The following is a 22,057-nucleotide window of genomic DNA, read 5'->3' as shown; positions in this document are numbered from 1 at the left end:
GCGGCGTGGTGGACCCGTGATGCCATGTCATGGCGAGGGGCCCGCGACTCCATGGTGTCGCGGAGGGATCGCGATGTCACGTCGTAGTGAGGGAACGGCGAAAAGCGCACGGAGCTTCCTCCCTCGGGGTCCTCGCCCCGGGTCGTCGTCGGCCGCGACGGCTGGAGTCTCCTGGCTCCCGGATCGGTGCTCACCCCGGCCTTCCCGTCCGTCGGGACAGTGGCCCGGGTGGGGTTCGCTCCCCGGTTACAGTGGCGGGACCGCGCCGGAATCACACCGGCTTCCTCCCTTTGCCGTCGCCACCGATGACACTACGGCAGTCCGGTTCGATGCAAGAAACTGGCGTTAACATCCTCTGAGTGTCCATAGCCGACTTTTCCGGACGATCGCGACTCGACGCGTGCCCCGGGGCGCTCCAGGTCCATGCCGCCGCGGACGGCGGCCTGGCCCGCGTCCGCGTGCCCGGAGGCCGCCTCACCCCCTCCCAGCTGCGCGCGCTCGCCGACGCCGCCTCCGCGTGCGGCGGCGGCGTCATCGAGCTGACCTCCCGCGCGAACGTCCAGGTGCGCGGCCTCGCCCCGGAGAACCCGGAGAGCCCGGAGAATCCAGACGGCGACGGCGGTACGGAGAACGAGTTCGCCGCCCGGATGGCGCGGGCGGGCCTGCTGCCCTCTGCGACGCACGAGCGGATCCGCAACATCCTCGCCTCCCCGCTGACCGGGCTCACCGAGCCTGCTGGGCTCAGCGGGCTGACCGGACCGGGCGGCGCGTACGGCACGGACCGTCCGGGCCACCCGGGCGGCGGGATCGCCGACGTCACCCCGCTGATCGGCGAGCTGGACCGGCGGCTGTGCGCCCGGCCCGCCCTCGCCGCCCTGCCGGGGCGGTTCATGTTCGCCCTCGACGACGGCCGGGGGGACGTGGCCGGTCTGGGCGCGGACGCGGGGATCCTGCCGACGGGGCCGGACGAGGCCGCGCTGATCCTCGCCGGAACCGACAGCGGCCTGCGCGTCCCGATGGGCGAAGCCGTGACCGCTCTGCTCGCCGCCGCCGAGGCGTTCCTCGACGAGTTGGTCACCCGGGACGTCACCGCCTGGCGGATCGCCGAACTCCCCGACGGCCCCTCCCTGATCGCCGCCCGCGTGCGAACCGCCCTGGGGATCCCCGGTACGGCGCCCTTCGAACCGGTGAGACCACGGGTCGTGACCCTCGGTCCGGTCGGGGTCGTCGGGAGCACGGACGTGACCCGTACTGGAGCCGGGGCGTGGTTCGGAGGCGGAGCCGGGGCGGGTTCCGAAGGCGGAGCCGGAGCGGGTTCCGGATCCGAGGCCGGGGTGGGGTTCGGAGCGGGAGCAGGGTCCGGATCTGGGGCCGAGGCCAAGGCCGGGGCCGGAGGCGGCGTCGGGAACGGGACCGGGAACGGGAACGGGGGCGCACGGGTCGCGCTCGGGGTGGCGGTCCCGCTGGGGCGGCTGACCTCCGCGTCGGCACGGCTGCTCGCGGACGTCGCCTCGGGCGGGGAGATCCGGCTCACGCCGTGGCGGGGCGTGGTTCTGCCCGGCCTGGACGCCGCCGAGGTGGCGGGTACGGCCGCCCGGCTGGAGGCCGCCGGGCTGGTCGTCGACCCCGCCTCCCCGTGGATCGGCGTGACGGCCTGCACCGGCCGTCCCGGCTGCGCCAAGTCCCTCGCCGACGTCCAAGCCGACGCGGCCACCGCCATCGGCATGGCCCCGACGTCCGTGGCACCGCCGTTCACGGCCCCAGCCGGTGACGGGCCATCCGAAAGCGGGCTCTCCGTAAGCAGGCCGTCCGGAAGCGGACCATCCGAAGACGGACCCTCCGAAAGCGAGCCGTTCGAAGACGGGCCGTCCGGAAGCGGACCGTTCGAAAGCGAGCCACCCAAAAGCGGGCCGTCCGAAGACGAGCCGCCCGGAAGCGGACCGTCCGAAGACGAGCCGTCCGAAGACGAGCCGTTCGAAATCGAGCCATCCGAAAGCAGACCGTTCGGAAGCAGGCCGTCCGTGGCCCCGCCGTCCGGGAAGGGGGCGGGCACCGATACGCTCCCCGTGCACTGGGCGGGCTGCGCCAGGCGCTGCGGTCGTCCGAGGGGGCGGGTCGCGGACGTGGTCGCCACCGGCGACGGCTACCGCCTGGAACTGGACGGCACCGGCCTGACCTGCTCCGGCATCGAGGAGACCGCGGCCGCGGTGGCGGCCGCCAGAGGGGAACTGTGATCGACTACGTCCGCGACGGCGCGGAGATCTACCGCCGCTCCTTCGCCACCATCCGCGCGGAAGCCGACCTGGACGGCCTGCCCGCCGACGTCGCCAGGGTCGCGGTCCGCATGATCCACGCCTGCGGGATGGTCGACCTGGTGAGCGATCTGCGCTGGTCACCCGGTGTCGTGGCCTCGGCGCGCGAGGCCCTCCGCGCGGGCGCCCCGGTGCTCTGCGACGCCATGATGGTCGCCTCCGGGGTGACCCGGCGCCGCCTCCCCGCGGGCAACGAGGTGGTCTGCACCCTCGGTGACCCCCGGGTGCCGGAGCTCGCCGCCGAACTGGGTACCACCCGCAGCGCCGCCGCGCTGGAGCTGTGGCGCGACAGGCTCCAGGGCTCGGTGGTCGCGATCGGCAACGCGCCGACCGCGCTGTTCCGGCTGCTGGAGATGATCGAGGAGGGCGCGGGCCGCCCGGCCGCCGTACTCGGCGTCCCGGTCGGCTTCATCGGTGCCGCGGAGTCCAAGCAGGCCCTCGCCGAGCATCCGGCGAACCTGGAGTACCTGGTCGTGAACGGACGCCGGGGCGGAAGCGCGATGACCGCCGCCGCGGTCAACGCGATGGCGAGCGAGGAAGAATGAGTAACGACGTGACCGGACGGCTGTGGGGCGTGGGGCTCGGACCCGGCGACCCCGAACTGGTGACCGTCAAGGCCGCCCGCCTGATCGGCCAGGCGGACGTGATCGCCTTCCACAGTGCCCGCCACGGCCGGAGCATCGCCCGTTCGGTGGCCGCCCCGTACCTGCGGGAGGGGCAGGTCGAGGAGGCTCTCATCTACCCGCTCACCACCGAGACCACCGACCACCCGGGCGGCTACCAGGGGGCGATCGACGACTTCTACGCCGCCTGCGCGGTGCGGCTGGCGGCCCACCTGGACGCCGGGCGCGACGTGGTGGTGCTGTGCGAGGGCGACCCGCTCTTCTACGGCTCGTACATGCACATGCACAAGCGCCTGTCGCACCGCTACGTCACCGAGGTCGTGCCCGGCGTGACGTCGGTGAGCGGCGCCGCCGCGGTCCTGGGGCGCCCGCTGGTCGAGCGGGACGAGATCCTGACCGTGCTGCCGGGAACGCTCCCGGCCGAGGTGCTCGCCGAGCGCCTGGCGGCCACCGACTCGGCGGCGGTGCTGAAGCTCGGCCGTACGTTCACCAAGGTCCGTGACGCGCTGGCCGAGGCCGGGCGTCTCGACGAGGCATGGTACGTCGAGCGCGCCACCACCGGGCAGCAGCGCCTGGCCCCCCTCGCCGAGGTCGACCCCGGCAGCGTCCCGTACTTCTCGCTGGCGCTGATCCCGAGCCCCGTCAACGCGGCGGGCCCCGCACCCACCACAGAGACCGTGAGCGACGCGAGGACGCGCGGCGAGGTGGTCGTGGTGGGGCTCGGCCCCGCCGGGCGGCCGTGGCTGACCCCGGAGGCGCAGGAGGCGCTGGCCGGTGTCGACGAGCTCGTCGGGTACGGCCCCTACCTGGACCGCGTCCCGCCCAACCCGCGCCAGCGCCGCCACCCCACCGACAACCGGGTGGAGGCCGAACGGGCCGCGCACGCGCTGGAGCTGGCCGCCGCCGGTTCGAGGGTGGCCGTGGTCTCCTCGGGCGATCCCGGGGTGTTCGCGATGGCCAGCGCGGTGCTGGAGGTGGCGTGCGAGCCGAGGTTCGCGGACGTGCCGGTACGGGTGCTGCCCGGCCTGACCGCGGCGCACGCGGTGGCGAGCAGGGCCGGTGCTCCCCTCGGCCACGACTACTGCGTGCTGTCGCTGTCGGACCTGCTCAAGCCCTGGGAGGTGGTCGCCGAACGGATCAGCGCCGCGGCCAAGGCCGACCTCGTCCTGGCGATCTACAACCCGGCGTCGAAGAGCCGTACCTGGCAGGTGGCCGCCGCGCGGGACCTGCTGCTGGAGCACCGGGTGCCGGAGACCCCCGTGGTCGTCGGCCGCGACGTCGGCGGGGCCCGGGAGAGCATGACCGTCACCACCCTCGGCGACCTGGACCCCGACGCGGTCGACATGCGCTGCCTGCTGCTGGTGGGCTCGTCGACCACGCGGGTGGCCGAGCGGGGTGACGGCAGCCGGGTGGTGTTCACCCCCCGCCGCTACCCCGCCTGACCCGCCGTACCTGCACGGCCCTCGGGAGCCCGATCCAGGCCGATCCGGATCAGCCTCGCGAGCACGGCGGCGCGCGCTTCGCGTGTCGGCCTCAGTCGTCCAGGAGCCGCCAGGTGGTGAGGGCGAGTCCGGCCCGCGTCAGCCCGGCGGGCTCGGTGAGTTCGACGCCCAGCGTCTTGCCGATCTGTTCGAGCCGCCGGGAGACGCTGCTGTGGTGCAGGTGGAGAAGGTCGGCGGCCCGGCGCAGGGAGCCGGTGGCGCAGTACGCGTCCAGCGTGTCCAGGTCCTCCGGGTTGGCCGCCATCCGGGCGATCGCGGTCACGTCGGCGTTGTCCCGCGCGACGTCCTGGGGGATCTCCGCGAGCAGCGCCAGCACGCCCAGGTCGTCGTAGTGGACGACCGGCCGCCGTAAGGTGGTGAAGCGGAGGGCGGTGCGGGCCTCCCGCCACGACCGGTCGGGGCTTTCCGCGGCACCGACGCCCGCGCGCACGCCCGCGGGAAACCGGGCCGGGTCCATGGTGGTGGCCAGGATGACGCCCACGTCGGCGACCGGCGCCGCCTTCACCGGGCGGGTCGGGCAGAGCAGGCCGCCGATCTGGTCGAGCGGGCGCCGCGACCGTACGGCGATGACGCGGATCGGCAGGTCGGCGGCGAAACCCAGGAGCCGCAGGGCCCGGGCCCTGGCCGCCTCGTCGCTGCCGGAACTGATCACCAGCTCGACGAGCGCGGGGTCGGCCATGGTGGTGCGGGCCGGGCCGTACCGCTCGACGACCGCCGTGGCGGCGATGGCGAGCCGGTCCAGCAGCAGCTCGTCGAGCGCGCCGGGCGGGCCGGGGCGTTCCAGCCACACCGTCCCGGCCTCCTCCCCGTCGAGGGTGATCGGCGCCGTGGCGGACGCGGGCGACGCCGGGACGGACGCCTCCCCGCCGCCGGGCGACATGCGGATCACCCGCCCCGTACCGTGCAGCCTGACCCCGGCCACGCACTCGGCCAGGCCCGCCGAGGCCCGCGCGAGTGCCGGAAGGTCCACCCGGCGGCGCATCAGCGTGTCGTAGAACATCACGACGCGGAGCGCGCCCCCGGCCTCCGCGTCCAACTGCGACAGCCGTGCGGCCAATGCCTCCATGCCAGCAGGATATGCGGCGATCGTCGCGCGACAGGGGTGGAATGCCCGACGAGTGGCGGATGATCTCCGGGATGCGGGCTGTAAGGATCGGGTTATGGATCCTGAACTGGAAGCATTCATTCCGCTGTTTCCCCGGGCGGACCTGATCGACCCGGTCATCGAGCGCAAGAGCTTCGCCGAGCTGGCCACCGCGATACCGGTACCCGACATCGCGGACATGGAGATCGAGGACCGTACGGTGCCCGCCGACCCGGACGTGGCGGTGCGGATCTATCGCCCGTACCAGGCGCAGGGCGCCCTCATCTGGTTGCACGGCGGCGGGTTCGTCATGGGTGACCTGGACACCGAGCACCCGTGGGCCATCCGGCTCGCGGAGGCCTCCGGCGCGACGGTGATCTCGGTGGGCTACCGTCTCGCCCCCGAGGATCCGTTCCCGGCCGCCCTGGACGACACCTACGCGGTGCTGGCCTGGACGGCCGAGCACGCGGCCGAGCTCGGCATCGACCCGGAGCGGATCGCGGTCGGCGGCCACAGCGCCGGAGGGGGGCTCGCGGCGGCGACGGCGCTGCGGGCGCGCGACCAGCGGGGGCCGAGGATCCGCTTCCAGCTGCTCAACCAGCCCAGTGTCGACGACCGGCAGGAGACGTGGGCGGCGCGGCACTTCACCGACACGCCCTGGATGAACCGCGACAAGGTCACCGTGGCGTGGCGGCACTACCTGGGCTCCGAGCCCGCCTCGCCGTACGCCGCCCCGGCGCGGGCCGCCGACCTGTCCGGCCTGCCCCCCGCCTACATCTCCACCGCGGAGCTCTGCCCGAACCGCGACGACGACATCGGTTACGCGGTGCGCCTGCTGGAGGCGGGCGTGTCGGTCGAGCTGCACCAGTGGCCCGGCACCTTCCACGGGTCGCAGGCGATCCTGTCCGCCGAGGTGTCGCAGCGGCAGATCGCCGAGCTCGCCGCGGCCCTGCGCCGCGCCCTGGCCGACTGAGATCGACGCGGCCGACCTGACCCGCCAGGACCGACCAGACCAACCGGGCCGGTCTGGCAATCCCGGCAGGTCTGGTCGGCCAGGTCGGCCACCATCGGCCCGGCCACGCGCCGGTCACAGCGAAATCGACGAGATCGACAAGGACGGGAGAGCGATGAACGCCACCGACGTCGCCACGGCGAGCGAGCGGTCCACCCCGCCACCGGACACCGGATCCGCGGCGGGACAGAGCCCGGCGGGGCTGCTGCGGCCCTATCGAGGGAGTTTCGCCGCCGTCGCCCTGCTGCAGGTCATCGGTGCCATCGTGGGGCTGGCACCGCTGCTCGCGGTCGTCGAACTGGGCCGCACCCTGCTGTCGCCCGGCCCGGTCGACCACGGTCACGTCCGGGTCGTCGTGATCGCGGGCGCGGCCGGCCTGCTCGTACGGCTGCTGTTCACGGCCGCGTCGTCCGGCATCGGGCACCTTCTCGACGCCCGGGTGCAGCTGTCGTTTCGCCGGGGGCTGGCCGCGCGGCTGGGGCGCGTACCGATCGGCTGGTTCTCCCGGCGCAGGACCGGCGAGCTGGCGAAGGTGGTGGGGCAGGACGTGAGCGCCGTGCATCCGCTCATCGCCCACACCCCCGGCGAGCTCGTCTCCGCGTTCGTGGTGCCGCTGGTGTCGCTGGTCTACCTGCTCACCGTCGACTGGCGGCTCACGCTGATCACGATGATCCCGGTGGCGCTGGCGGTCGCGCTGGTCCCGCTGATGATGACCCCGAGACGGCAGCGCGAGCAGGAGGACCGCGACGAGGCGATGGGACGGATCTCGAACACGGCCGTCGAGTTCGTCCAGGGGATCTCGGTCGTCAAGGCGTTCGGCGGAGGCGAGCGCGCCCACCGCGACTTCCTCACGGCCACGGACGACTTCGCCGACACCTTCCTTCGCTGGGTGCTCGGCATCTCCGGGATCGCCGCGGCGATGGCGCTGCTGCTGACACCGCCGGTCGTGCTGCTGGTCGTGCTGGCGGGCGGGACGGCCCTGATCACGGCCGGTTCCATGGTCCCCGCGGACCTGCTCCCCTTCCTGCTGCTGGGACTGGGGCTGACCGCCCCGGTGGCGGCCCTCGGCCACGGCTTCGACGATCTGCAGGCCGCCCGGCGCGCGATCGGCCGGATCCGGGACGTGCTCGCGGTGCGGTCGCTCCCGGAGCCCGCGCACCCGGTCGCGCCCCGGGGACACCGGGTGGAACTGCGTGACGTCCGGTTCGGCTACGACACCGGCCACGAGGTGCTGCGCGGAATCGACCTGGTGCTCGAACCGGGGACGGTCACCGCGATCGTGGGGCCGTCGGGAAGCGGGAAGTCCACGCTGGTCCAGCTGCTGCCCCGGTTCTTCGACCCGACCCACGGCTCGGTCCTCCTGGGTGGTGTCGATCTCCGCGAGCTGGACGGCCGGGATCTCCACCGGATGGTCTCCTTCGTCTTCCAGGACGTCCGCCTGCTGCGCGCGTCGGTCGCGGACAACATCGCGCTGGCGGTACCGAGTGCCGACCTCGACGACGTGGTCCGCGTCGCCCGGCTGGCGAACATCCACGACCGGATCCTTGAGTTGCCGCGCGGATACGAGTCGGTGATCGGCGAGGACGTCAGGCTGTCGGGCGGGGAGGCGCAGCGGATCTCGATCGCCCGCGCGCTGCTCTCCGCCGCGCCCGTCCTGGTGCTCGACGAGGCGACCGCCTTCGCCGACCCGCGGACCGAACGGGCGGTACGCGGTGCCCTGACGACGCCGGTGGGCGATCGGACGATTCTCGTCATCGCCCACCGGCTGGAGACGGTCGCCGACGCCGACACGGTCGTGATGCTGGAGGACGGGGCGATCGTCGAGCGGGGCGGGCCCGCCGAACTGCTGGAACAGAACGGAAAATTCGCCGCGTTCTGGCGATCCCACTGATCCCACTGATCCCACTGATCCCACCGAACCCACCGAACCGCGATCACCGGCGAGGCCGAGACCCACGGTGGCGTACCGCGAGGAGACGAGCTCCGATGATTCGAATGCTGCTGCGGCTGCTGGGACACGAGTACGCCCAGCCGATGCGCCGCACCGTGGCCCTGATGACGGCGACCGCGGTGGCCGAGGGCCTGTCCTACGCGTTTCTGGTTCCGGTGCTGCGGGCCCTGTTCGGGGGCGGGCCCGCGGACGCCCGGCCCTGGCTGATCGCGTTCGGGGCGGCGGTCGCGGTCTACGCGGTACTGCGCTATCGCAGTGACCTGTCCGGTTTCCGCGTCGGGACCACGATGTTGCGCGGTGTGTACCACCGTTTCGGCGACCACCTGGCCCGGCTGCCCCTCGGCTGGTTCACCGCCCGCCGCGTCGGGGAGGTGTCGGTCCTGGCCGGTGAGGGCGTCCTGCAGGCGATGGGCGTGGCGGCGCATCTGCTGGCACCGTTCATCTCCGCCTGCGTGACCCCGCTGACGATCGTCGTCGTGATGCTCGCCTTCGACGGGCGGATGGGGCTGGCCGCGCTCGCCGCCGTACCGGTCGTGGCGGCGATCCAGATCTGGACGGGACGCTCGATGGCCGCCGACGACGCCGAACGCGCCGAACGCGGCGACGAGGCCACCGGGAGGGTCATCGAATACCTGCAGGCCCAGCCGGTGCTGCGCGCAGGTGGCCGGACCGCCGAGCACTTCGGGGCGCTCGACGACGCGCTGACCGGACTCCGGCGCGCGGCCCGCCGCTCCACGCTGTCGGCGCTGCCCGGCGTGCTGGGCCTGACGCTCGCGGTGCAGGTGGCGTTCACCGCGCTGCTGACCCTGGGCGCCTACCTCGCGCTCAGCGGGAGCATCGGCGCGGCGGAGGTCCTGGCGATCCTGGTGCTCGCCGCCCGCTGCGCCGACCCGCTGCTGTCGCTGTCGGACATCGGCGGCAAACTGCGCGGCGCGCGTTTCGAGCTGGCGAGACTCGACGCGGTGTTGCGCACCGAGCCGCTGCCCCAGGCCCGCGAACCGATCGAGCCGGTACGCCACGACCTGGAGTTCGAGTCCGTCACCTTCCGGCAGGGCGGCCGTACGGTGGTCGACGACCTGTCGCTGTCCGTACCGGCGGGACGGCGGCTCGCCGTCGTCGGCCCTTCGGGCGCGGGCAAGAGCACGTTGCTCCAGTTGCTCGCGCGGTTCTACGACGTGGACGAGGGCGCGGTGCGCGTGGGAGGGGTGGACGTGCGCGCGATCCTTACCGAGGTGCTGATGGAGCGGATCGCCATCGTCTTCCAGGACGTCTACCTCTTCGACGGCACGATCGAGGACAACGTGCGCCTCGGCCGTCCGGATGCCAGCGAGGCCGAGGTACGGGCGGCGGCGACCGCGGCGCGGCTGGACGAGGTGATCGAGCGGCTGCCCGGCGGATGGGCGACGAACGTCGGCGAGGGCGGCGCGCTGCTGTCGGGGGGTGAGCGCCAGCGTGTCTCGATCGCGCGGGCGCTGCTGAAGGACGCGCCCATCGTGCTGCTGGACGAGGTGACCTCCGCGCTGGACCCGGTGAACGAGACGGCCGTCCACGACGGCATCGAGCGCCTGATGGCGGGCCGGACGGTGGTGATGGTCGCGCATCGGATGCGGACCGTCCAGCGCGCCGACCGCGTCGCCTTCCTGGACGGCGGCCGGATCGTGGAGGAGGGCGGCCACGACGACCTGCTGCGCCTCGGTGGCCGTTACGCCGACTTCTGGGAGATCTCCACCCGCTCCCCGGCCGCCACGGGAGCGGCACCGGGCGTCGGCGGCGCCCCGGTCCCGACGATCACCCCCTGACCGCTCCTCGCGGCCACCCGGGACAGGAGCGTCATCACCCGTACGGCTTTGGACAGGCTTTGCGGACCGGCGGGATGGGGCGGACCGGGAAAAGGGCACCCGGACTATGGCTGGGAAGGGCATGACCCGCGTGCAGGCCCTGGAAGACCATCGTGCCCGCTGTCCCGGCCGGTCGCCGTCGCACCGGCCGGCCAGATCACCTGAGGGGGACCACCGTGGGCATCCGCTCGTTCCTGCCGGGCCGCCTGGGCTTCGGCTCGGCGCCGCTGGGCAATATGTACCGCGCCATCCCGGAGGAGGAGGCCCTGGCCACCGTCGAGGCCGCCTGGGACCACGGCGTCCGCTACTTCGACACCGCCCCCCTCTACGGAGCCGGTCTGTCCGAGCTGCGCCTCGGGCGGGTGCTCGGCCTGCGGTCCCGTCAGGAGTACGTGCTGAGCACCAAGGTCGGCCGGATCGTCCTGGACGAGGTGGAGGACCCGGCCACCCGCGACCTCGGCGACAAGGGCGGCCTGTTCGAGCACGGGCGGCCCAACAGGATCGTCTACGACTACACCGCCGAAGGGACCCGCCGTTCCATCGACGACAGCCTTCACCGCCTGCGTACCGACCACCTCGACTTCGTCTGGGTGCACGACATCTCCCAGGACTTCTGGGGCGACGAATGGCTGAGGGTGTTCGACCAGGCCCGCACCGGCGCCTTCCGCGTCCTGCGGGACCTGCGCGACCAGGGCGTCATCAAGGGCTGGGGCCTCGGCGTCAACCGGGTCGAGCCCGTCGAGCTCACCCTCGGGCTGCGGGAGGCGCGGCCGGACGGCTCGCTCCTGGCCGGCCGCTACACCCTGCTCGACCACGAGCGCGCCCTGCGGCGGCTCATGCCTGCCGCGGCCGAGCAGGGCGTGGACATCGTCGTCGGCGGCCCCTACAACTCCGGCGTCCTGGCCGGTGGCACCCACTTCGAGTACCAGGACGCGCCCCCCGACGTCGTCACGAAGGTCAAGCGCGTCACCACCCTGGCCGAGCAGCACGGCGTCGGTGTCAAGGCCGCCGCCCTGCAGTTCAGCCTCGCTCACCCGGCCGTCGCGGCCGTCATCCCCGGCTCCTCGCACCCGGACCACGTCGCCGAGGACCTCGCCGCGCTGGACGAGCACGTCCCCGCCGCGTTCTGGGCCGCCCTGCGCGAGGAGAGACTGATCGCCCCCGACGCCCCCGTACCCACCGGCTGATCGAGGAGATCATCATGGCCACCGCCGCCGCGACGACCGACCTGCCCGCCTCGCCCGACCAGGTCTGGCGGCTCATCGGCGGCTTCGGCTCGCTGCCCGACTGGCTGCCGTTCATCCCCTCCAGCGACCTGGACGAGGGTGGCCGCGTCCGGCATCTCACCACGGCGGACGGCGAGACGATCGTCGAACGCCTGGAGCGTTTCGACGACCGGGCCCGCAGCTACACCTACACCATCGTCCAGGCGCCCTTCCCGGTCAGCGACTACCACGCCACCATCACGGTGTACGGAGGCGCGGACGCCGGGCACGCGCGGGTGGAATGGTCGGGCACCTTCACACCGGAGGGCGTCACCGACGAGGAGACCGCCGAACTGTTCCACGGCATCTACGCCGACGGCCTCGCCGCGCTCAAACGGACCCTCGGCGCCTGAACGCCCCTCGCGCGGCGGCCGTTCACGACATGCTCGCGGCGCGTCCCGCGAGGATGCCCCCGCGGGCGAGCTGCACCTCGCGGGCCTTGCGGGCCGCGTACCACAGCAGTGGCCGTACCGTCGCGCGCACCGTCAGCACGTCCTCGACCTCGGTCCCCTCGCCGTCCGCGGCCAGCCGGTAACGGAAGTCGAGCCGCACCCCGCCGGGGCTGTCCACCTCGCCCTCGACCGCCTCTCCGGTGGCGCGTAACGTCACCTCGATCAGGTTGTCGTACTTCACGAAGCCGAAGAAGTGGAACCGCTCCACCGACACGAACCGGGACTCGCCGGGCGCCCGGCGCACGTCGCGTACCGCCACCACGAGCGGTGACAGGCCCGCGTGGTTCGAGGGCTCGCTGAGGTGCGCGAGCACCGCGGGCGGCGGGGCGGGGACGTGGAAGACGTTGCGGAGCATGACCTGCGGCATGGTCTACCTCACGGCCGTCGAAGGACGCGGCCCGGTGGGCAGGACCGCCCGGGCTGCACGGGGAGGCGGGGCGGAACGGGTGGAATGGGCGGGATGTCTCATGCCGGAGAAGAATGGCCGGGCGATGTCAGGAAGTTGTCAGGAACCTTTGGCGATCACGTGAGGCGTTCTCCGGCCGGTGCCGCATCCGGCGCGAGGCGGTCCCCTCCGGGCTTACTATCGCCGGTTATGGGGTCATATGTCCTGGTAGCAGAGGATGACGTGAAGCAGGCGGAGCTGATCCGGCGCTACCTGGAGCGGGAGGGCAACCGCGTCGTCGTCGTGCACGACGGGCGTGCGGCGCTGGAGGCCGCACGCCTGCGGGAGCCGGACCTGATCGTGCTCGACGTGATGATGCCCAAGGTCGACGGGCTGGACGTGTGCCGCATCCTGCGCGCGGAGTCGGACGTCCTGGTCCTGATGCTGACCGCGCGCTCCACCGAGGACGACCTGCTGCTCGGCCTGGACCTCGGCGCCGACGACTACATGACCAAGCCCTACAGCCCGCGCGAGCTGATGGCGCGCGTCCGCACGCTGCTCAGGCGGGCCCGCAGGGTCCCCGCCGGGCCGGGCCCGGCCCGCGCGCCGGTGTTGCGGGCCGGAGCGCTGGTCGTGGACCCGGACCGGCACGAGGTCAGCGTGGACGGCGTACGCGTCGAGTGCACCCCCGGCGAGTTCGAGGTGCTGGAACTGCTGGCCGCGCAACCCGGGCGGGTGTTCACCCGCGAGCAGATCCTCAGCCACCTCCACGGGTTCGACCGCTACATCACCTCCAGAAGTGTGGACGTGCACGTGATGAACCTGCGCAGGAAGATCGAGCCGGAGCCGCACAGACCGGTACGGCTGGTCACGGTCTACGGGGTGGGTTACAAACTGGCCGACGGCACCACCGAGACCACCGAGACCACCGAAGCGCAGGGGCCCGGCGATGCGGGCTGACGTGCCGCTGCGCCGCAGCCTGCTGCTCCGGCTGCTCACGGTGTCCGTGCTGGTCTCCGCCTGCTCCATCGCGGCGACCGCCTGGCTGACCGCGCGGAGCACCACCGCGGATATCGAGCGGGCACTCGCCGACGACGCCCGTATTTACGACACCCCGCCCGGGTACGCGGCCACCCATCCCGGCCGGGAGGGCGCGAAGCCGATCGTGCCGTACGTCGCGCCACCCGCACCGCCGTTCGTCAGCGGCCACGGTGACGGCGCGTCGGCCGTCCCCGGCCTGTCGCCGACCGGCCGGGCCCGCGTCGCGGGCACGGCGGCGCTGATCCTGCTGATCACCGTAGCCGCCGTCGTCGTCGCGGGCAGCCGCCTGAGCAGGCCGCTGCGGGAGCTGACCGACGCCGTACGCCTCATGGAGGAGGGAAAGGCCGCGCGGGTCACGGTGACGGGCCGAGACGAGATCTGCCGGCTCGCCGTGGCCTTCAACGCCATGTCGGAGCGGCGAGAACGGCTGGAAGAGCTGCGCAGGGCCATGGTCAGCGACATCGCCCACGAGCTGCGGACCCCGCTGAGCAACATCCGAGGCTGGCTGGAGGCGACCGAGGACGAGGTCGTCGCCCTTGACCGGGAGCTGGTGTCGTCACTGCTGGAAGAGGCCCTGCTCCTCCAGCACATCATCGACGACCTGCAGGACCTGGCGATGGCCGACGCGGGCGAGCTGAAACTGCGCCGGGAGCCGGTCGACGTGGCCGACCTGCTCACCCAGGTCGCCACCGCGCACCGTGGAGGCGCGGAGGCCGCAGGCGTCACGCTCACCACCCGGGCCGACGGCGAGCCGCGACTGCTCGCCGACCCCGTACGGCTGCGTCAGGCGGTGGGCAACCTGGTGTCCAACGCGGTACGGCACACCCCGCCGGGCGGCACCGTCACCCTGCTCGCCCGCCACGAGGGCGCCGACGTGGTGATCGACGTCGCCGACACCGGCACCGGAATCGCCGACGAGGACCTGCCCCTGATATTCGAGAGGTTCTGGCGGGCGGAGAAGTCGCGCAACCGGCGGACCGGAGGCAGCGGGCTCGGCCTGCCCATCGCCCGCAAGCTCGCCGAGGCCCACGGTGGCACGTTGCGGGCGACCAGCGTCCTCGGCCAGGGTTCGACCTTCAGGCTCTGGCTGCCCGCCGCGCGCTGAACCGGTCCCGTCAGCCGGGGCCGGTCGCGGTCTCCAGCCAGGCGAGCGCGGCCTCGACGGTCCCTGCCGAGGCCACCCCCTCGGGCGGGGGCGGGCGGCGTACGATCACGACCGGCAACCCCAGCTCGCGGGCGGCCAGCAGCTTCGCGGTGGTCATCTCACCGCCGCTGTCCTTGGTGACCAGCACCTCCACCCGGTGCTCGCGCATCAGGGCCAGCTCCCCGTCCACCGTGAACGGCCCCCGGCTGAGCAGCACCTCCAGCCGCCTCGGGACGAGCGGACCCGGCAGGTCCACCGAGCGGGCCAGGAACCACTGGCCGTCGAGACCGGCGAAGACCGGCAGGCTGCGGCGTCCCGTGGTGAGGAACACCCGCTCCCCCAGCGAGGGCAGCAGCTCGGCGGCGGCCTCCAGGGAGGGCACCCAGCGCCAGTCGTCGCCGGGAGCCGCCCGCCACCCGGGCCGCCGCAGGATCAGCAGCGGCAGGCCGGTCCGGTCCGCCGCCTCGACCGCCGAGGCCGTCATCCTGGCCGCGAACGGGTGCGTGGCGTCCACCACGACGTGGACGCCGTGCTCCGCCAGCCACGCCGCGAGCCCTTCGGGGCCGCCGAAGCCGCCCTCGCGCACCTCCCCCACCGGCAGCTTCGGGTCGCGTACCCGGCCCGCCAGCGAGGACACCACGCGCGTCCGCGCCCGGCCCGCGAGCGCGGCGGCCAGCCGCCTGGCCTCGTCGGTGCCGCCCAGGATCAGCACGTTCAGCACGCCATCATCTCGCGACACGGGGTCAGTCACGGCAGCGGGCGGCCGAGTACAGGTGGCTGTCGGGAAACTCCGAGGCGGTCAGCACCCGGCCGACGACGATCACCGCGGTACGGACGATCCCCGCGTCGCGGACCTGCCCGGCGATGTCGGCCAGGGTGCCGCGCAGGATCACCTCGTCGTCGCGGCTGGCCCTGGCCACCACGGCCACCGGGCAGTCGGCGCCGTAGTTGGGGACGAGCTCCGCCGCGACGGCCTCGACACGCTGCACCGCCAGGTGCAGGACCATCGTGGCCCGGCTGCGGCCGAGCGTGCCGAGGTCCTCGCCCTCGGGCATGGGAGTGGCGCGCACCGACGTACGGGTCAGCACGACCGTCTGCCCCACCCCCGGCACGGTGAGCTCGCGCCGCAGCGACGCCGCGGCGGCGGCGAAGGCGGGCACCCCCGGGATCACCTCGTACGGCACCTTCTCGGCGTCCAGCCTGCGCATCTGCTCGGCCATCGCGCTGAACACCGACGGGTCGCCGGAGTGCAGCCTGGCCACGTCGTCCCCGGCCCCGTGGGCGGCGACCATCTCCGCGACGATCTCCTCCAGGGCCATCCTCGCGGTGTCGACCAGCCGCGCGCCCGGCGGGCACGACTCCAGCAGCTCGGCCGGGACCAGCGACCCGGCGTACAGGCACACCGGCGCGGACGCGATCGCCCGCTGGCCCCGCACGGTGATGAGATCCGCGGCGCCCGGCCCGGCACCGATGAAACGTACGGTCATCGCTTCTCCTCAGGGGCGGACGGTTTGGCCGCGGTCCAGATCGTGACGGGCATCATGGGCCGCCAGCCGGTGAACCCGCCGACCGGGGCAGCCCTGCTGACCGCGAGCCGGACCATGCCTCCGCCGAGCCTGCCGTGCCAGAGGGCCAGGACCGCCTCCGACTCGACGGTCACCGCGTTGGCCACCAGCCTGCCGCCCGGCCGCAGCGCCTCCCAGCACGCCTCCACCATCCCGGGAACGGTCACCCCGCCGCCGACGAAGACCGCGTCGGGCCGCTCCAGCCCGGCGAGCGCGGCGGGCGCGGCACCGGTCACCACGTCGAGACCGGGAACGCCCAGCGCCGCGGCGTTGCGGGCGACCGCCTCCGCCCTCTCCCGGTGGGACTCCACCGCGATCGCCCGGTTGTCCGGGTGCGCGCGCATCCACTCGATGCCGATGCTGCCCGCGCCCGCGCCGACGTCCCACAGCAGCTCCCCGGGTACGGGCGCCAGCCGGGACAGGGTGACCGCGCGCACCTCGCTCTTGGTGAGCTGACCGTCGTGCTCGTACGCCTCGTCGGGCAGGCCGGGAAGGCGGGGCAGCGGGACGGTCCCGGCGTCGGCGCGGCACTCCACGGCGACGATGTTGAGATCGTGGGTCACGGGCGGGGACCAGGTGGCGGCCGTACCGGAGACCACGCGTTCCCCGGCGCCGCCCAGCCGTTCCAGGACGGTCATCGCGCTCGCGCCGTAACCTCGGGCGGCGAGCAGCCCGGCGACCCTGGCCGGGGTACGGCCGTCGGCGCTGAGGACCAGGACGCGGCGGCCGTCGTGGACGAGCGGGTGCAGCACCTCGGCGGGGCGCGTCACGAGGCTGACCACCTCGACCCGGTCGGCCGCCCACCCGAGCCTGGCGCAGGCCAGGGAGACGGACGACGGATGCGGCAGGACCCGCACCCGGTCGGCGCCGAGCAGCCGCACCAGGGTCGTGCCGATGCCGTGGAACATGGGGTCGCCGCTGGCCAGCACGCACACCCTGCGCCCTCGATGGGAGTCGATCAGCGCGGGCAGGGCCGGAAGCAGCGGCGAGGGCCAGACGACACGCTCGACCCGGGGCCTGGCACCGCTCTCGGCGCCGTGCTCGACACCGGACCTGGCACCGTTCTCGGAACCGTGCTCGACGCCGTTCTCGGAGCCCTGCTCACCGCCGGACCTGGCACCGTTCTCGGAGCCATGCTCGACGCCGAGCTTGGCACCGTGTTCAGCGCCGGAACCGGCACCGGGTTCGGCGTCGTGCCCGCCGCCGGATCCGGTACCGGTTTCCGGTACTTCGGTACCGGTTTCCCGGACTTCGAGGGCTTCGGGGCCTGCTCCGGGGACTTCGGGGACTTCGGGGACTTCGGGGGCTTCGGGGACGAGGCCCAGGTGCCGGGCGCCGCCCATCAGGACCTCGGCCGCGCGCAGCTCGCGCCGCGCCGCCTCGGAGAGACCGGCCCAGCCGTCGTCCCCGATCCCGACGACGACGACCGCGGGACCGGCCACCGAGGTGGCGGTAGTGGTGATGGCGGTGGCGGGGTCAGGCATTGCCCAGCACCCGGGTGACGCGGATCTCGACCACGACGCGGGCGGGGTTCTCCCGGGGCGCGCGGTAGCGCTCGGCGTAGCGGCGCTCGGCGTCGGCGACCGATTCGGGGTCGGTACGGATCACCGCGCGCCCCTCCAGGGTCGACCAGCGCCTCCCGTCCACCTGGCAGACCGCGACGGCCGCCCCCTCGCCCCCCGCCGCGAGCACGTGGCGGACCTTGTGCGAGCCACCCGAGGTGATCACCCTGGCGATCCCCGCGTCGGCGTCCAGCGTCACCCCCACCGGGACGACGTGCGGTGTGCCGTCGGCGCGCACGGTGGTCATCGTGCACAGGTGACGCTCCCGCCAGAACGCGCGGAGTCCCTCCCCGAGATCCTTCAACAGCCGATCCTTCCCCGATGCCGTTCTACCGGGCGACATGGTAGCCCCGGACCGCACCCACCACCGGACCCGGCCACCAGACCCGCCCACCGGACCCCGGCCACCGCCGACCAAAGCCGGGTCAGCGCCGACCAAGGCCGGATCTGCGGCGGCCTGTGCCGGTCAGTCCTCCGTGGCGGGCCGGTCGCGTTCCTCCTCGTACGCCCGCAGGACCTCCTCGCGCCGCTCCGCCGGAAGCCTGTCGATGTAGAGGCGGCCGTTGAGATGGTCCGTCTCGTGCTGCAGGCACCGGGCCAGCAGCCCGGTGCCCTCGACCGTCAGGGGCGCCCCGGCGACGTCGAAGCCGTGCACGACCGCCCGGTCGGGCCTGGCGAGCGACGCCCGCTGTCCCGGCACCGACAGGCAGCCCTCCTCGTAGTCCGCCAGGGTGCGCGCGGCGGCCTCGGGCAGCACCAGGACCGGGTTGACCACGACCCCCTTGCGGTACTCCTCGGTGTCGTCGGGGCAGTCGTAGACGAACACGCGCAGCGGGATCCCGATCTGGTTGGCCGCGAGCCCCACGCCGTCGGCGGCGTACATGCTGGCGAACATGTCGTGCACCAGCGTGACCAGGTTCTCGTCGAAACGGGTGACCGGCTCACAGGGCCGGTGCAGCACCGGATCGCCCACGTAACGGATGGGCATGGGCCTGCCCTCGCCACTCGCCTCCACGTTCTCAGCCTCCCGCGTTGAAGATGACGGCGTCGGGCGTGACCCTCACGGTGACGCGCCGCTCGCCCGGGGCCCGGAAAGGATAGGACTCCACCCCGAGATACTTCTTCGCCAGGCGGTCGACGACCTCGTCCGCGCCCTCCAGCTCCAGCCGGGCAGAGCCCGAGACGCTGACCAAACGCAGGGCGTCCTGGGGGTCGAGGACGCTCACCGACACGCGCGGGTCCGCGCGCAGGTGGCGTTCCTTGGCCCGGCCGACGGCCGTGTTGAAGACGACGTCGTCTCCGTCGACGTCGACCCACACGACGGTGCTGTGCAGCGACCCGTCCGGCCTGACGGTGGTCACCCAGGCGTTGATGGGCTGCCTGAGCAGTTCCTTGGCGTCTTCACTGAGTTTTCCCACCGGACCTCCACGTCACGAACGATGCCTGTGAGGCCATCGAACATCACGTACGCGTGATCGATTCCACCGCCCCCGGGGAAACCGCAGGGGCACGCGGAACCGGGTACGCGTCCAGCCGGAGACCGGCGGAAACCTCACATCATTACCCGACGTTGACTCTCAGTCACTCTGCGTGTTACCACTTGATCCGGCATTCCGGCGGCGACCTAAGACCTAAGGGGATCGATGTCGTTTCTCGACCGGTACGACTCGGCGGCGGAGGAGCGGCGGCCCGCCCTGGTCGTCTCCTGGATCCGCACCGAGTGGCGGGCCTTCTTCGCCGAGCTGCGGGAACGGCGGCCGATCATGCACACGCCGCTGCTCACCCTGGTCACCCGGTTCCCCGACGTCGTCGAGGTGCTGTCGCGCGAGCGCGTCTTCACCGTACGGCTCTACGCCCCGCGCGTGGACCCGTTCCTGGGCGGCGGCTTCATGCTGTCGCAGGACGACACGCCGCTGCACTGGACGGAGCGAGGTCTCATGCAGAGCGTACTGCCCGTCCAGGACGTGATCCGGGTCCGCCGCATGGCCGCCGCCTTCGCCGACGAGGCGCTGGACCGCGCCCGGCCCACCAGGCGGATCGAGGCGGTCGCGGAGCTGGCCCGCCACGTCCAGCTGCGCCTCTGCCGCGAATACTTCGGGCTCGCGGGCATCGGGCTCGACGAGCTGTCCGCGTGGTCGCGAGCGGCCCAGACCGACATCTTCAAGAACCTGCACGGCGACCCGGCGGTCCACGCCGCCTCGCTGGACGCCGGAGCCCGGCTCCGCGACCGTCTCCACGACCTGATCGACGACCGGCGGGCCCGCCTCGACCGTGGCGGAGCCGTCCCCGACGACGTGCTGGCCCGCCTCCTGCGCGGACGGCCCCCGGAGGAGGCCGCCTTCGGCGACCGGCGCGTGCTGGCCAACATGGCCGGTCTGCTCGTCGGGTCGGTGGAGAACACCGCGCAGGCCGTGGCCGGAGCGGTCGAGGAGCTCCTGTCGCGGGACGACGCGAGGAGGGCGGCCGTCGCCGCAGCAGCGGAGGCCGATCCTGCGCGCTTCGACGCCCACGTCTGGGAGGCCCTGCGGTTCGCCCCGCCCAACCGGATGATCTTCCGCCTGTGCGAGAGCGACCACGTCCTGGCGGCGGGCACCCCGCGCGCGACGCTCATCACCGAGGGCACGCTCGTCTTCGCCTGCACCGCCTCGGCGATGTTCGACGCGGACGCCGTGCCGGAGCCCGACGCCTTCCGCGCCGACCGGCCCTCCCACGTCGGCCTGCACTTCGGCTACGGCCCGCACCTCTGCCTGGGACGGCACCTGGGCGCCGCGATCGTCCCCGAGGTGGTGCGGCGCGTCCTGCTGCGCCCCGGCGCCTTCCCGCTCCCCCGGGGCGGGGGCCGGGCCCGCTCCCCCGAGCACCCCCTCACCCGTCCGGCGCACCCCAGACAGGCGGCATCCTGGTAGGCATGAGTTATCGCATATGCGTGGTGTGCATGGGAAACATCTGCCGCTCGCCCATGGCCGAGATCGTGCTGAGGAAGACCCTCGACGACCACGGTCTCGGTGATCTCGTCACGGTCGACAGCGCGGGCACCGGCGGCTGGCACCAGGGCGGCCCGATGGACGCGCGGGCCGTCGCGATGCTTTCCGACCACGGCTACGACGGCTCTGAGCACCGGGCCCGGCAGTTCCTGCGCGACTGGTACGACCGGGTCGACCTGGTGCTGGCCATGGACGCCCACAACCTCGGCGCCCTGCGCGGCCTCGCCCCCGACGGCGCGGACGTGCGCCTGTTCCGTTCGTTCGACCCCGCAGCCCCCGAGGGCGCCGAGGTTCCCGACCCCTACTACGGCGAGCGCGAGGGCTTCGCGGAGGTGCTGGAGATGGTCGAGGCCGCCTCCGAGGGCCTGGCCAAGCACCTGGCGGCCACCCTGAGGTGAGGCCCCTCCCGCCGCCCGTGCGGGGTTTTCACCGGCCCCACGCCTTTACAAAGTAGATCACAGCCGGTCTAGGTCTATGAGTGCGGCCCGATCCCCGCGTTCGCCACGGCGTGCGGCGCCGCCGCCGCCCGCACCCCCGGCGAGGAAGGAACCGTTCATGCGACGGCCGGAGCAGAGGACACCGGCCCTTCGCGGTGAGCGGCTAGAGGGATCTGGTCTCGTACGTCGCGCTGATCGGGAAGGGGTAGCTGGCGGTGCAGGCCGCGGAGCTCACGTAGTCGATTCCCTCCCAGGGGCCGAAGCGGGTGGTCCGCTTGTTGAAGTCGTTGGCGCATGTCAGCCTGACCCGGACCGAGCCGTAACCGGCGTTGCACACCGCCTCGCCCCGGTCGGTCCAGATGTCGACCCTGGCTCAGCAGTTGTACGGCGGGGCCGGGTCGGCGGAAGCGGCGGTGGTCAGGGCGGGGCTCGCCAGGACGGCCAGGGCCGCGGCGGTGACGGCGACAGCTCGCGAGATGCGCATAAGCACTGCCTTTCATGAGTGGGGGGTGTGCCTTCCGAAAGAGCCGGGGAGAGTGACGCCTTCCTCGTCGAGCCTGTTTGGGCAGTTCGAGCTCAGCGTCTCGATCACGGTCGGGCGCGTGTCATTGCCGACGAGTGCCAGGCTGTTGAGAACGCGTGCCAGCGAGCGTGGCCGGAGGCCTCTGTCGCTTGAGACTGACCGGCGTCCGGTTGGCGCCGGTACTCGCGAGGGCCGAGGCCGGTGAAACCCCAGCGGACCGCCATGGCGTGTCGGCGGCCGGTTGGGGCAGGAGTCCCGCGAGCGCGTCGCGGGAGGGTCGGCCCCGGGGAGTAGTGGCCGCCCGAGGTGAAGATCTTCTGCCCGTTGACGACGTAGTGGTCGCCGTCGCGGACCGCGGTGGTGCGCAGGGAGGCCAG

General features: G+C 73.2%; 21 protein-coding genes, 1 pseudogene and 1 riboswitch. Of the genes and pseudogenes, 12 read left to right on the top strand and 10 right to left on the bottom strand.

Annotation, left to right across the window (positions count from 1 at the left end):
* Positions 1-142: 142 nt before the first annotated feature.
* Positions 143-313, bottom strand: a riboswitch (cobalamin riboswitch).
* Positions 314-359: 46 nt separating this feature from the next.
* The 3 genes from ACW9TB_RS19860 to ACW9TB_RS19850 are packed head-to-tail and all read left to right on the top strand — an operon-like array spanning position 360 to position 4,377.
* On the top strand, positions 360-2,234 hold the full coding sequence (locus tag ACW9TB_RS19860; RefSeq protein WP_472749504.1) for a precorrin-3B synthase: 1,875 nt from the start codon (positions 360-362) through the stop codon (positions 2,232-2,234).
* A complete protein-coding gene (locus ACW9TB_RS19855) occupies positions 2,231-2,857 on the top strand; it encodes a precorrin-8X methylmutase (RefSeq protein WP_472749503.1) in 627 nt (208 codons plus the stop codon). The genes ACW9TB_RS19860 and ACW9TB_RS19855 overlap by 4 nt, the downstream gene beginning before the upstream one ends.
* Positions 2,854-4,377, top strand: a complete 1,524-nt coding sequence (locus ACW9TB_RS19850; protein ID WP_472749502.1) for a precorrin-2 C(20)-methyltransferase — start codon at positions 2,854-2,856, stop codon at positions 4,375-4,377. The genes ACW9TB_RS19855 and ACW9TB_RS19850 overlap by 4 nt, the downstream gene beginning before the upstream one ends.
* 91 nt (positions 4,378-4,468) lie before the next feature.
* Here ACW9TB_RS19850 and ACW9TB_RS19845 read toward each other — a convergent pair whose 3' ends face one another.
* Positions 4,469-5,503 carry a PucR family transcriptional regulator gene (locus tag ACW9TB_RS19845; protein WP_472749501.1) on the bottom strand — a complete coding sequence of 345 codons (1,035 nt, stop codon included), beginning with the start codon at positions 5,501-5,503 and terminating at the stop codon, positions 4,469-4,471.
* A 94-nt stretch (positions 5,504-5,597) separates the two neighbouring features.
* On the opposite strand from ACW9TB_RS19845, the gene ACW9TB_RS19840 reads away from it, so the two are divergent.
* The 5 genes from ACW9TB_RS19840 to ACW9TB_RS19820 all read left to right on the top strand — a co-directional run bounded on the left by ACW9TB_RS19840 (position 5,598) and on the right by ACW9TB_RS19820 (position 11,940).
* Positions 5,598-6,494 (top strand): alpha/beta hydrolase, encoded by an 897-nt coding sequence (locus ACW9TB_RS19840; RefSeq protein ID WP_472749500.1) that lies wholly within the window; start codon positions 5,598-5,600, stop codon positions 6,492-6,494.
* A 154-nt stretch (positions 6,495-6,648) separates the two neighbouring features.
* On the top strand, positions 6,649-8,424 hold the full coding sequence (locus ACW9TB_RS19835) for an ABC transporter ATP-binding protein (RefSeq protein ID WP_472749499.1): 1,776 nt from the start codon (positions 6,649-6,651) through the stop codon (positions 8,422-8,424).
* 95 nt (positions 8,425-8,519) lie between these two features.
* On the top strand, positions 8,520-10,283 hold the full coding sequence (locus ACW9TB_RS19830) for an ABC transporter ATP-binding protein (protein WP_472749498.1): 1,764 nt from the start codon (positions 8,520-8,522) through the stop codon (positions 10,281-10,283).
* Between the two features lie 215 nt (positions 10,284-10,498).
* Positions 10,499-11,509, top strand: coding sequence for an aldo/keto reductase (locus tag ACW9TB_RS19825; RefSeq protein WP_472749497.1), 1,011 nt, complete (start codon positions 10,499-10,501; stop codon positions 11,507-11,509).
* A 14-nt stretch (positions 11,510-11,523) separates the two neighbouring features.
* Entirely contained in the window at positions 11,524-11,940 is a 417-nt protein-coding gene (locus ACW9TB_RS19820; protein WP_472749496.1) for an SRPBCC family protein, read from the top strand.
* A gap of 22 nt (positions 11,941-11,962) precedes the next feature.
* On the opposite strand, the gene ACW9TB_RS19815 is transcribed toward ACW9TB_RS19820, so the two are convergent.
* Entirely contained in the window at positions 11,963-12,406 is a 444-nt protein-coding gene (locus tag ACW9TB_RS19815) for an SRPBCC family protein (protein ID WP_472749495.1), read from the bottom strand.
* 228 nt (positions 12,407-12,634) lie between these two features.
* On the opposite strand from ACW9TB_RS19815, the gene ACW9TB_RS19810 reads away from it, so the two are divergent.
* Together ACW9TB_RS19810 and ACW9TB_RS19805 are read left to right on the top strand one after the other, a co-directional pair.
* Positions 12,635-13,384: a response regulator transcription factor gene (locus tag ACW9TB_RS19810; RefSeq protein ID WP_472749494.1), complete on the top strand. Its 750-nt coding sequence runs from the start codon at positions 12,635-12,637 to the stop codon at positions 13,382-13,384.
* Entirely contained in the window at positions 13,374-14,570 is a 1,197-nt protein-coding gene (locus ACW9TB_RS19805; protein ID WP_472749493.1) for a HAMP domain-containing sensor histidine kinase, read from the top strand. Before ACW9TB_RS19810 ends, ACW9TB_RS19805 begins: the two co-directional genes overlap by 11 nt.
* Positions 14,571-14,580: 10 nt before the next feature.
* Here ACW9TB_RS19805 and ACW9TB_RS19800 read toward each other — a convergent pair whose 3' ends face one another.
* From ACW9TB_RS19800 to ACW9TB_RS19775, 6 genes are all read right to left on the bottom strand, one after another.
* Positions 14,581-15,348, bottom strand: a complete 768-nt coding sequence (locus ACW9TB_RS19800) for a cobalt-precorrin-6A reductase (protein ID WP_472749492.1) — start codon at positions 15,346-15,348, stop codon at positions 14,581-14,583.
* A gap of 4 nt (positions 15,349-15,352) precedes the next feature.
* The gene (gene cobM, locus ACW9TB_RS19795) at positions 15,353-16,096 is read right to left on the bottom strand and encodes a precorrin-4 C(11)-methyltransferase (protein WP_472749491.1); all 744 of its coding nucleotides are present in this window, start codon (positions 16,094-16,096) and stop codon (positions 15,353-15,355) included.
* Complete coding sequence (gene cbiE / locus ACW9TB_RS19790; protein ID WP_472749490.1) at positions 16,093-17,658, bottom strand: precorrin-6y C5,15-methyltransferase (decarboxylating) subunit CbiE; 1,566 nt, start codon at positions 17,656-17,658, stop codon at positions 16,093-16,095. The genes cobM and cbiE overlap by 4 nt, the downstream gene beginning before the upstream one ends.
* Positions 17,651-18,079 (bottom strand): pyridoxamine 5'-phosphate oxidase family protein, encoded by a 429-nt coding sequence (locus tag ACW9TB_RS19785; RefSeq protein WP_472749489.1) that lies wholly within the window; start codon positions 18,077-18,079, stop codon positions 17,651-17,653. The genes cbiE and ACW9TB_RS19785 overlap by 8 nt, the downstream gene beginning before the upstream one ends.
* Before the next feature lie 123 nt (positions 18,080-18,202).
* Positions 18,203-18,724 (bottom strand): peptide deformylase, encoded by a 522-nt coding sequence (gene def, locus ACW9TB_RS19780; protein WP_472749488.1) that lies wholly within the window; start codon positions 18,722-18,724, stop codon positions 18,203-18,205.
* Between the two features lie 31 nt (positions 18,725-18,755).
* Positions 18,756-19,154, bottom strand: a complete 399-nt coding sequence (locus ACW9TB_RS19775) for a TIGR03618 family F420-dependent PPOX class oxidoreductase (protein ID WP_472749487.1) — start codon at positions 19,152-19,154, stop codon at positions 18,756-18,758.
* Between the two features lie 225 nt (positions 19,155-19,379).
* On the opposite strand from ACW9TB_RS19775, the gene ACW9TB_RS19770 reads away from it, so the two are divergent.
* Entirely contained in the window at positions 19,380-20,642 is a 1,263-nt protein-coding gene (locus ACW9TB_RS19770; protein WP_472749486.1) for a cytochrome P450, read from the top strand.
* A gap of 2 nt (positions 20,643-20,644) precedes the next feature.
* A complete protein-coding gene (locus tag ACW9TB_RS19765) occupies positions 20,645-21,118 on the top strand; it encodes a low molecular weight protein-tyrosine-phosphatase (RefSeq protein WP_472749485.1) in 474 nt (157 codons plus the stop codon).
* A gap of 202 nt (positions 21,119-21,320) precedes the next feature.
* Here the strand turns inward: ACW9TB_RS19765 and ACW9TB_RS19760 are convergent, their stop codons facing one another.
* The gene (locus ACW9TB_RS19760) at positions 21,321-21,494 is read right to left on the bottom strand and encodes a hypothetical protein (RefSeq protein ID WP_472749484.1); all 174 of its coding nucleotides are present in this window, start codon (positions 21,492-21,494) and stop codon (positions 21,321-21,323) included.
* A 251-nt stretch (positions 21,495-21,745) separates the two neighbouring features.
* Positions 21,746-22,057: pseudogene (locus tag ACW9TB_RS19755) on the bottom strand (hypothetical protein); the annotation flags it as partial.

The sequence above is a fragment of the Streptosporangium sp. H13245 genome (assembly GCF_055690525.1).
The sequence above is the reverse complement of the archived record's forward strand: the minus strand, read 5'-3'. Positions and strand labels throughout refer to the sequence as shown.

What these genes read in the sequence shown, in the direction of transcription:
- ACW9TB_RS19850 (WP_472749502.1), top strand. Translation starts at nt 2,854, where the DNA reads ATGAGTAACGACGTGACCGGACGGCTGTGGGGCGTGGGGCTCGGACCC.
- ACW9TB_RS19845 (WP_472749501.1), bottom strand. Translation starts at nt 5,503, where the DNA reads ATGGAGGCATTGGCCGCACGGCTGTCGCAGTTGGACGCGGAGGCCGGG.
- ACW9TB_RS19840 (WP_472749500.1), top strand. Translation starts at nt 5,598, where the DNA reads ATGGATCCTGAACTGGAAGCATTCATTCCGCTGTTTCCCCGGGCGGAC.
- ACW9TB_RS19835 (WP_472749499.1), top strand. Translation starts at nt 6,649, where the DNA reads ATGAACGCCACCGACGTCGCCACGGCGAGCGAGCGGTCCACCCCGCCA.
- ACW9TB_RS19830 (WP_472749498.1), top strand. Translation starts at nt 8,520, where the DNA reads ATGATTCGAATGCTGCTGCGGCTGCTGGGACACGAGTACGCCCAGCCG.
- ACW9TB_RS19820 (WP_472749496.1), top strand. Translation starts at nt 11,524, where the DNA reads ATGGCCACCGCCGCCGCGACGACCGACCTGCCCGCCTCGCCCGACCAG.
- ACW9TB_RS19815 (WP_472749495.1), bottom strand. Translation starts at nt 12,406, where the DNA reads ATGCCGCAGGTCATGCTCCGCAACGTCTTCCACGTCCCCGCCCCGCCG.
- ACW9TB_RS19810 (WP_472749494.1), top strand. Translation starts at nt 12,635, where the DNA reads ATGGGGTCATATGTCCTGGTAGCAGAGGATGACGTGAAGCAGGCGGAG.
- ACW9TB_RS19805 (WP_472749493.1), top strand. Translation starts at nt 13,374, where the DNA reads ATGCGGGCTGACGTGCCGCTGCGCCGCAGCCTGCTGCTCCGGCTGCTC.
- cobM (WP_472749491.1), bottom strand. Translation starts at nt 16,096, where the DNA reads ATGACCGTACGTTTCATCGGTGCCGGGCCGGGCGCCGCGGATCTCATC.
- cbiE (WP_472749490.1), bottom strand. Translation starts at nt 17,658, where the DNA reads ATGCCTGACCCCGCCACCGCCATCACCACTACCGCCACCTCGGTGGCC.
- ACW9TB_RS19785 (WP_472749489.1), bottom strand. Translation starts at nt 18,079, where the DNA reads ATGTCGCCCGGTAGAACGGCATCGGGGAAGGATCGGCTGTTGAAGGAT.
- def (WP_472749488.1), bottom strand. Translation starts at nt 18,724, where the DNA reads ATGCCCATCCGTTACGTGGGCGATCCGGTGCTGCACCGGCCCTGTGAG.
- ACW9TB_RS19770 (WP_472749486.1), top strand. Translation starts at nt 19,380, where the DNA reads ATGTCGTTTCTCGACCGGTACGACTCGGCGGCGGAGGAGCGGCGGCCC.
- ACW9TB_RS19765 (WP_472749485.1), top strand. Translation starts at nt 20,645, where the DNA reads ATGAGTTATCGCATATGCGTGGTGTGCATGGGAAACATCTGCCGCTCG.